The sequence below is a fragment of the Streptomyces sp. YS-3 genome (assembly GCF_045257485.1).
Lineage (GTDB): Bacteria > Actinomycetota > Actinomycetes > Streptomycetales > Streptomycetaceae > Streptomyces.
Map to the genome: position 1 here is coordinate 1 of NZ_JBJHPC010000346.1, position 7,838 is coordinate 7,838.

Annotated in this window: 9 protein-coding genes; 4 read left to right on the top strand and 5 right to left on the bottom strand. The window is 71.2% G+C overall.

Translation table 11 applies throughout. From position 1 onward, the window contains the following. Positions 1-47: 47 nt before the first annotated feature. Positions 48-833: a hypothetical protein gene (locus ACJA3G_RS24445; RefSeq protein ID WP_406555187.1), complete on the bottom strand. Its 786-nt coding sequence runs from the start codon at positions 831-833 to the stop codon at positions 48-50. Positions 834-896: 63 nt separating this feature from the next. On the opposite strand from ACJA3G_RS24445, the gene ACJA3G_RS24450 reads away from it, so the two are divergent. Then, positions 897-1,730 carry a glycosyltransferase family 2 protein gene (locus ACJA3G_RS24450; RefSeq protein WP_406555195.1) on the top strand — a complete coding sequence of 278 codons (834 nt, stop codon included), beginning with the start codon at positions 897-899 and terminating at the stop codon, positions 1,728-1,730. Here ACJA3G_RS24450 and ACJA3G_RS24455 read toward each other — a convergent pair. Continuing rightward, complete coding sequence (locus ACJA3G_RS24455; RefSeq protein ID WP_406555188.1) at positions 1,727-2,791, bottom strand: NAD-dependent epimerase/dehydratase family protein; 1,065 nt, start codon at positions 2,789-2,791, stop codon at positions 1,727-1,729. The genes ACJA3G_RS24450 and ACJA3G_RS24455 overlap by 4 nt on opposite strands. A 168-nt stretch (positions 2,792-2,959) precedes the next feature. Next, positions 2,960-3,157 carry a hypothetical protein gene (locus ACJA3G_RS24460; protein ID WP_406555189.1) on the bottom strand — a complete coding sequence of 66 codons (198 nt, stop codon included), beginning with the start codon at positions 3,155-3,157 and terminating at the stop codon, positions 2,960-2,962. 142 nt (positions 3,158-3,299) lie between these two features. Between ACJA3G_RS24460 and ACJA3G_RS24465 the strand changes: the two genes are divergently transcribed. Then, positions 3,300-4,643 (top strand): tetratricopeptide repeat protein, encoded by a 1,344-nt coding sequence (locus ACJA3G_RS24465; protein ID WP_406555190.1) that lies wholly within the window; start codon positions 3,300-3,302, stop codon positions 4,641-4,643. 56 nt (positions 4,644-4,699) lie between these two features. On the opposite strand, the gene ACJA3G_RS24470 is transcribed toward ACJA3G_RS24465, so the two are convergent. Then, on the bottom strand, positions 4,700-5,182 hold the full coding sequence (locus ACJA3G_RS24470; protein WP_406555191.1) for an ATP-binding protein: 483 nt from the start codon (positions 5,180-5,182) through the stop codon (positions 4,700-4,702). Then, entirely contained in the window at positions 5,179-5,982 is an 804-nt protein-coding gene (locus ACJA3G_RS24475) for a TauD/TfdA family dioxygenase (RefSeq protein WP_406555192.1), read from the bottom strand. The genes ACJA3G_RS24470 and ACJA3G_RS24475 overlap by 4 nt, the downstream gene beginning before the upstream one ends. A 168-nt stretch (positions 5,983-6,150) precedes the next feature. Between ACJA3G_RS24475 and ACJA3G_RS24480 the strand changes: the two genes are divergently transcribed. Both ACJA3G_RS24480 and ACJA3G_RS24485 read left to right on the top strand, forming a co-directional pair. Then, on the top strand, positions 6,151-6,588 hold the full coding sequence (locus tag ACJA3G_RS24480) for an NUDIX domain-containing protein (RefSeq protein ID WP_406555193.1): 438 nt from the start codon (positions 6,151-6,153) through the stop codon (positions 6,586-6,588). Between the two features lie 3 nt (positions 6,589-6,591). Then, positions 6,592-7,782, top strand: coding sequence for a helix-turn-helix domain-containing protein (locus ACJA3G_RS24485; protein ID WP_406555194.1), 1,191 nt, complete (start codon positions 6,592-6,594; stop codon positions 7,780-7,782). Positions 7,783-7,838 lie beyond the last annotated feature (56 nt).

Consider the following 7,838-nt stretch of genomic DNA (forward strand, 5'->3'; position numbering starts at 1 on the left):
GGTGGGGAGGGTGTGGTCGGTGTGGGCGTTGTCCCATGCGGTGTCCATCAGAGCCGAGCTCCTTTCGGCGGGGTGGTGAAGAGTTGACAGGCGTCATCGAGGGCTTGGCGGTGGGTGGCGCCGTCGAGGCGGGCGTGCTCGCTGCGGACCACCAGCTCGAAGGCGACCGTGGGCAGCCAGTCGGGGACGGTGGCGCGTAGGCGGGACAGGTCGGGCCACCAGTGCTGTAAGGGGAGCCGGTAGCGGTCCAGGGCGTCGGCCGCCTTATGTAGGTCGACCAGGTGCGGGGCCTGCTGGTAGGCGCGTCTCTGGGAGGGGGTGAACGTCTCGTGCGGCACGTCGTGGAGGCCGACGGCCGCCGCTGCCTGGTCCCGTGAGTACGTGGGCAGCTCCTGGCCGAACGTGGTGAGGACGGTGTCGCTGTGGCGCTTCAGCCACGAAGCCGTCCGTTGCCCGTGCCCTGAGTCGTCCCGGTCGTCGTGGCGGCGGCAGTCGTGGACGGCCGCCGCCAGGCACAGGGCCGCGGCGTCGTCCGGGCTGAGCTGGTGGTGCTGGGCCAGGAGATCGGCCAGCAGGCAGACACGGGCCTGGTGGCGGATGCCGTGGATGGAGTCGGCCAGCCGGGCGTCGGCGAACCAGGTGGACTCCGGCACAAAGCGACGGCCAGGTTGTGGGAGGGTGAACGCCACGGGCGCCAGAGCGGGCGTGGGCCGGTTCTGGGCGATCCAGTTCACGGTGGCCCGGTCCATGTACTGGTGGGCCGGAAGCGACCGCTGGACCGCCCGGTCGTGCAGGGACGCGGTGGCAGGCCGCCGGGTTCGTGCTGAGGACACGGGACTCCTCGAAAGGATGAAGAGACGTTGGTGGGCATCAAGGTGGGCGTGGCCGTGCTGACCATGGGGACGCGGCCGAAGGAAGTCGCGGAGCTGCTGGCGTCGGTTGAGGCCCAGACGGTCAAGCCCGCGAGGACCGTGCTCGTCGGCAACGGCTGCACGCTCCCCGACGACCTGCCTGGCTGGGTCGAGCGGGTGGAGCTGGCCGACAATCTCGGGGTCACCGGTGGGCGCAACGCCGCCCTGGCACACCTGCGGGACGTCGACGTCGTCGTGGACCTCGATGACGACGGGCTGCTCGTCGCCGACGACGTCGTCGCCCGCATCAGCGACCTGTACGAGAACGATCCCACTCTGGGCATCGTCAGCTTTCGGATCGCGGACGAGACCGGGGTGACGCAGCGCCGTCACGTCCCGCGCTTGCGCGCCGGTGATCCGATGCAGGGCGGCGAGGTCACCACCTTCCTCGGCGGCGGCCACGCCCTGTCCACCCGCATGCTTCGCGAGGTCGGTGACTGGCCCGAGATGTTCTTCTTCGCCCATGAGGAGACGGACATGGCGTGGCGGGCGCTGGATGCCGGATGGCGCGTCGTCTACGAGCCGCAGCTTCTGCTCCAGCACCCCCGGACCTCCCCGGCCCGGCATGCGTTCTTCTACCGGATGACCGCCCGCAACCGCGTCTACCTGGCCCGCCGTCACCTGCCCGCCCTTCTTGTGCCCCTCTACCTCGGTACCTGGCTCGCCCTGACCGTGGTCCGCACCCGTGACCTGGCCGGTCTGAAGGCGTGGTTCTCGGGGTTCGCCGAGGGGTGGCGCACCCCGTGCGGCGGGCGCCGGCCGATGCGCTGGCGCACCGTGTGGCGCATGACCCGGCTCGGCCGTCCGCCGGTGATCTAGCCCACCGGCGTGGGCGGCGCGGGATGCAGCCACGCGGGGATCGCGCCGGGTGTCGCGGCGAGCCATGCTGCGTAGCGGGCGATGCCCTCGGCGACCGTGATGCCCGGCTGCCAGCCCAGCACCGTGCGCATCCGCTCCACGCTGGCGTAGCCGCCCTCGGGGTCGCCCGGCGGCATCGGCGTCGACACGAGCGTGGCGCCCTTGTAGTGGGCGGATACCAGCTCGGCGACCTGGCGGATCGTGGTGGCGGTGCCCGTGCCGATGTTCACCGTCTCGTTGTGGGCGCCCTCAGCCACCAGTGCGTGCAGGGTGCCGGTGGCGATGTCGTCCACGTGGACGAAGTCACGGACCTGGTGTCCGCCGCCGTTGAGATGCAGGGGCAGCCCGCAGGCCGCGCGCATCGCGAACCAGGCCACCACCCACGAGTGGGAGTTCTCCTTGATGACCTGCGGCTCGCCGTAGACGGAGAAGTAGCGCACGATCGCGTACGAGACGCTGGCCCCACTGAGCATGGCGGCGGTCTGGTGCTCACCCCACGCCTTGGTGTTCCCGTACACCGACACCGGGCACATTGCCCCGCCCTCGGAAAACTGTGCCGGTACGGACACGAGGCCGTGGAGCGGGTCCGGGGCGCCGGGGTGGGGGCCGTTGCCGTAGACGCTGGCGGAGGACACGAACACCAAGCGCCGCACGCGGTCCGAGGACGCCACGGCGTCCAGGACGTGCTGGGTGCCGATGATGTTCGTGCCGATGGCGTCCAGCGGTCGCCGGGTGCACGCGGCGACGTCGGCCAGGGCAGCCGCGTGGATCACGTAGTCGCAGCCGGGCACGACCGTGCGCATTAGCTGGGGGTCCGCGATGTCTCCGATGATGAAGTCCGGGCCCAGCGGGTCGATGCCGAAACGGCTGCGGTAGACGTCGGGAGGGTAGGCGTCGAGCTTGCACACCGAGACCGGGCGCGCGCCGACCTGCCGCAGCCGGTCAACGATCCGGCTGCCGATCAGCCCGCCAGCCCCGGTGACCAGCACGGTCTTGCCGGAAAGGCGCTGTTCAAGCGACATAGGAGGTTCTCCTTCACACCGGTAGAGAGGTCTCGTTGCTGCGGGTGCCGATCGGCCTCGGGGACCGGTCGGCACCCGCGTCCACCCGGCCGACTGCCAGTGGGAACGGGCGGAGCCTGGGGAGCTCCGGCACCCGGAACGGACCAACGTGCGAGTGCCGGAGCGTCTTCAGGGGTCGGACGGGGGAGCGTCCGGCAGCGTCACCGAGACGGCCTCCCGCACCGTCTCGGTGACGATCACGGCCAGCGGATCGCGCAGAGTCCAGGCGGGTCCGGCCATACCGAGCAGCAGAAGCACGACCAGTGGGAGTCGGCTCTCGTCGCAGGGCTGGCGGCCGGTGCGGGCGTGCCGGTGCCGTGCGCTCATGGATCACTCCGTTTCCCGTTCCCAGCGGTCGCTGATCGGCGTGGAATCCACTCAACTCCCGTACGGGGTAAGGGGAGAGGGCCCAAGATGTAACCCCGTGTAGTCCCGTGTAACCCTGGGCGGAGGGAAGGTCGGGGAGGCCATGGACTCCGGTGGTGAGCGGATCGCCAGGCAGATCCGGCAGGCGTGCGAGGAGCGCGGCTGGGGGCCGACCAAGCTCGCCCGTGCGCTCGGCATCGCAGCTGCCCGGGGTCCCACCGGCATGTCCCGCCAGTACGCGCGCAAGCTCCTGGCGGGCGAGCGTCTGCCGGGCGAGCTGTGGATGCCCGCCGTGGTCAGCGTTCTGGGAATCGCAACGGATCAAGTGGCCGAGATCCCCGGACCTGAGCCCGTGTACGTGGATACCGTGGAATCCGTTCTGGCCCTTGGAAGGAGCGACAGCGACGTGGACCGTCGGATCTTCCTGACCGCCTCGGGCGGTACAGCCCTCGCCTTCCTCGGCGTCCCCGACGCTGAAGCGATCACCCGACGCGTCCGCACCGCAGCCCCCACCGCCGTCCGGGTCGGCGCCGGCGAGGTGGCTGCGATCGAAACCATGGTCACGACGCTCGGGAACCTGGCGGCCGAGTACGGCGGCGGCCACGTCAAACGCCTCGCGGTGGACTACCTGATCGACAACGTCGGTCCCTGGCTGGAGGGCCGCTACACCGAGGCCACCGGCCGCAAGCTGTACGCCGCCACCTCCCAACTGGCGCACCTGGTCGGCTGGATGACCCAGGACGAGAGTGACGACCGGCCACATCAGAACAAGGCCCAGTACTACTACGGGCACGCCTGGCGGCCCGCCGCCGAAGCGGGTGAGCCGGAGCTGGCCGCGACTGCCCTGCGCGGGGCCGCCGTTCAGTCCATCGCTCGCGGGCCGCGCCACCGCGCCGAAGCGTTCGCCCTGGCCGAGAAGGCCATGACCTACGCGAAAGACCTCGACGACCCCCGGGCCGTCGCCTACTACCAGTCCACGCTCGCCGAGGCCGCTGCCCTGGACGGCAACCACCGCCTGGCCATGCAAGCCCTCGCCGCCTCCCAGACCGAGATCGAGCGCACCGCCACCGCACCCCCCGGCCAGTCCTGGGCATCCCACTTCACCATCGGCCGGTGGGCGTACGCGTCGGGCATGACCCTCGCGAGAATGGGCGACCTCCCCGCCGCCCGCGAACACCTCCACCAGGCCCTCGACACCTACGGCCTGGACCGCCGCCGCACCCGCGCGAGCGTGCTCGGGAACCTCGGCGGCCTCCACCTCCAGCAGGGCGACCTCGACGGGGCCCTCGTGGTGTGGAGCGAGTTCCTGGACTGCGCCGAAGGCGTCCAGTCCATCAAGGTCCGCGACGCCGCCGAAGACCTCCGCGTCCGACTCGCCCGGTACGAGAACGTCACCGCGGCCCGCGAGCTGTCCCAGCGCGCCACGGTCCTGCTCGCCCGCGCATGACGTGCCGCGCGACATGGCTCCGCTGAGCGCGCTGAAGAGAGCAGACCTGTGCCCGCTCACTGGACTGCTCCGGCCAGCGCCACGCCCTTGGGCAAGACGTGAAGCCTGCGGCAGGGTCTGGTCGCCGCCCGGGTGCGGACGCTGACCGCTTCGGTCGGCAGGACCACGTCCCACTCGGCCCACACCTTCTTGCCCTCGGGCACGCGGTCCCAGCCTGAGCGGCTTGCGAAGGCTTCGACCAGGAGAAGCCCGCGCCCGGACTCGGCCGCGTAGTCGGCCTCCAGCCGGGCGGGAAGTACCTGGCTGCCGTCGTACACCGCCAGGAGCAGCCGGTCGTCGAGAGAGAGGGCAACGGTGACTGGGCCCGCTGCATGGGTGACGGCGTTGGTGACGAGTTCCGAGGTCACCAGCTTGATCGCGCCGTGCTGCTCGGCTTCCAGCGTCACTCCCCAGTCGACGATCAGTGCGAGGACGCGGTCGCGAGTGCGGGCTAGGTCCGCAGCTCCGGACACGGCGATGCGGGCGTGGCGCTGGGTCACGACACGGCCTCCTCGGGGGTGCGGCCGGGGGCGCTCGTGGCGAGGCGGAATCCATGGGGGAGGAGGCCGAGGCCGGGCAGTGGCTCGCCCAGGACCCGCCACATCAGGCGGTCACCGGTGAAGGCGTTGCGGGCGTGCAGCCAGCGGCTGTTGTCCAGCAGGTAGCCCTGTCCGGCCAGGAGCGGCACCGTGATCTGGTGGCGGGCGATCGTGGCCCGCAGGACGGGCAGGTGGGGCTCGATCAAGGGGTTCCAGCGTGCCAGCGCGTCCAGGCGCAGCCGGATGGAGACCCGCCCTGGGCCTTGGCGGGTGAAGACCTGGCTGGCGTGGCCGTCGCCGCCCCCGAAGAAAGCGGTGTGCCGCGTGGACAGCAGGTCCAGGGCTTCGGGGTAGTGGGCGGCGAGGTCGGCGTGGACGGCCTGCCCGTCGGTCAGCAGGCACTCGCCGCCCTTGGCCGCCGGATTGGCACACACCAGCAGCATCAGGCGGGGCGGCCGGGGGATACCGGAGCGCTCCGTGTGGGGGGTGAGTTCGCTGCTGGTGAAGCCACCGTACCCGGCCCGCCGCGCGTCGCGGCGGGTGTCGTAGATGGTGGTCACCCCGTCCCGCGCGTCGCTGTCGCGGTGGGCGGTGACGCGCATGATGCGGGCAGCGAATGTGGTGAGGACCGAGCGGACCATCAGCTGGTCCACGGTGACCAGCCCGGTCTGCCGCAGCTGCTCCGCGAGGTCGTTCACGGACAGCGTGGTGGCCGGCTGGAACGGCGGGGCGGGAGCACGCAGGGCGTGGGCGTGGCTCATCACGGGTCTCCTTCGCTGGGTGGCTGACCCACTGTTCGCGGCCAACGGGTGGGCGGTAAAGCGACTGATTGTCGACTCGGGCAAGTCGGGCAGAACGCAGCTGAGTTGGGGCTGGCGTGCTACGTTCCGATCGCCCCTTACACGCGCTGCTGGACGAGGAACGCCGCCATGCCGTACACGCCGCCGTTGTGGCCCGTCTCCATCAAGGGCGTCGCGCTCGACGCACAGGGCCGGGTCCTGCTGCTGCGGAACGAGAGAGACGAGTGGGAGCTGCCCGGAGGCCGCCTGGAAGTCGGCAGCCCGGACGGATCGCAGATCCCGGACTACTCGCCCGAGCAGGCCCTGGAGCGGGAGATCGCCGAGGAGACCGGCTGGAAGATCCAGACCGGATCTCTGATCGACGGCGGCGCGTGGATCTACGAGCCGATCCCGGGGCGGCGCGTTCTGATCGTCACCTACGGCTGTACGGTCCTGACTCCCGACCGGGCCCCGGTCGTCAGCCACGAGCACAAGCAGGTCGGCCTGTTCACGGCTGATGAGGTACCGTCGCTGAGGATGCCCGAGGGCTACAAGCGGTCCATCGCGGCGTGGTTCGCCCAGGTGTAACCCGTGGATGGCACAGGGAAGGAACCCGTCGGAGGCAGGGCGCTGGAACCACGGCCGCCGTCCCGGTTCGCTGCCTGGCACTGGGCCACTAGCCAGGCGCAGCAGATCCTCGTAACCGGCGACCTGGGCAAGATCCTGCGGCTGTTCCGGGCGGTTCACGGCCTGAACCAGACGGAGCTGGGGCACCTGCTCGGCTACGACAAGACGTACGTGTCCGCGATCGAGCTGGGCAAGCGCACGGTGGAGGACGTCGGCTCGCGGCGGCGCATCGCGGACCAGTTGCGCCTGCCCCCGCACCTGCTCGGCATCACCGACGTCGCTGACACCGACCACCGCGCGATGCTCCAGTTCGGGGAGTCCACTGTGCGCCTGGCGGAGATCGCCCGCCAGTCCGGCCACGCCACCGAGGCCGTGGCTGAACTCTGGCCGCTGGTCGCCCGGTTGGAGGCCCGCCTGGAGGACGGTCATGCAGAACGGGAGGTCCTGTACCTGCTGGCGCGGGCCCGGGTCGGACTCGGCGTGGCGCTGGGCAACGTGCTGCCCGAGGAAAGGCTCGCGACCGCTGCGCGCTGGACGGGCAAGAGCCTGCCGATCGCCCAGTACTTCGGTGATCGGGCCTTCTCCTCGTCCGCGCTGCGGATGCATGGCAACGAGCTGCGCAAGGCGGGCATGAAGGGGGCCGCCGTCCACCGCCTCCAGCACGCCGCCGCTCTCGCCCCCGACCCTGCCGCGCGAGCTGCTGTCCTCCCGCTCCTGGCCCGCGCCGCCGGATCCCTCGGCGACGGCACGCTGTTCGATGCCGTCGTCAGCGAGACGGCGTCGCTGCTGGAGGTGGTGGAGCACACCTCGCTGTTCAACCCCTACGCGCTGCACGAGATCCGGCTGCGCGGTCTGGTCGCCACCGGCCGGGCGGACATCGCCATACGGCTGATCGAGCAAGCCCCGATCCCGACCATGACGGTGGCCCCGCAGTGGCGCGTCATCGAGCTGATCACCGTTGCCCACGTACGGCTGCTGGCCGACGATCGCGACGGCGCCACCACCTGTCTGGAGACGGCCGTCGCCGAGGCCGCTCGGCAGCGGCTGCCGCACCAGTTGCAGCGGATCATGCGGGCCGCAGGCGATCGGCTCCCGGCCAGCCGGGACGCCGCCGGCCATGCCCTGGACCGGATGCGCCAGGAGATGGTGGCCTAACCCAGCACGGGGCCGATCGCCGGGGAGGACGCTGGCGGGGGCGAGCTGAACTGGGC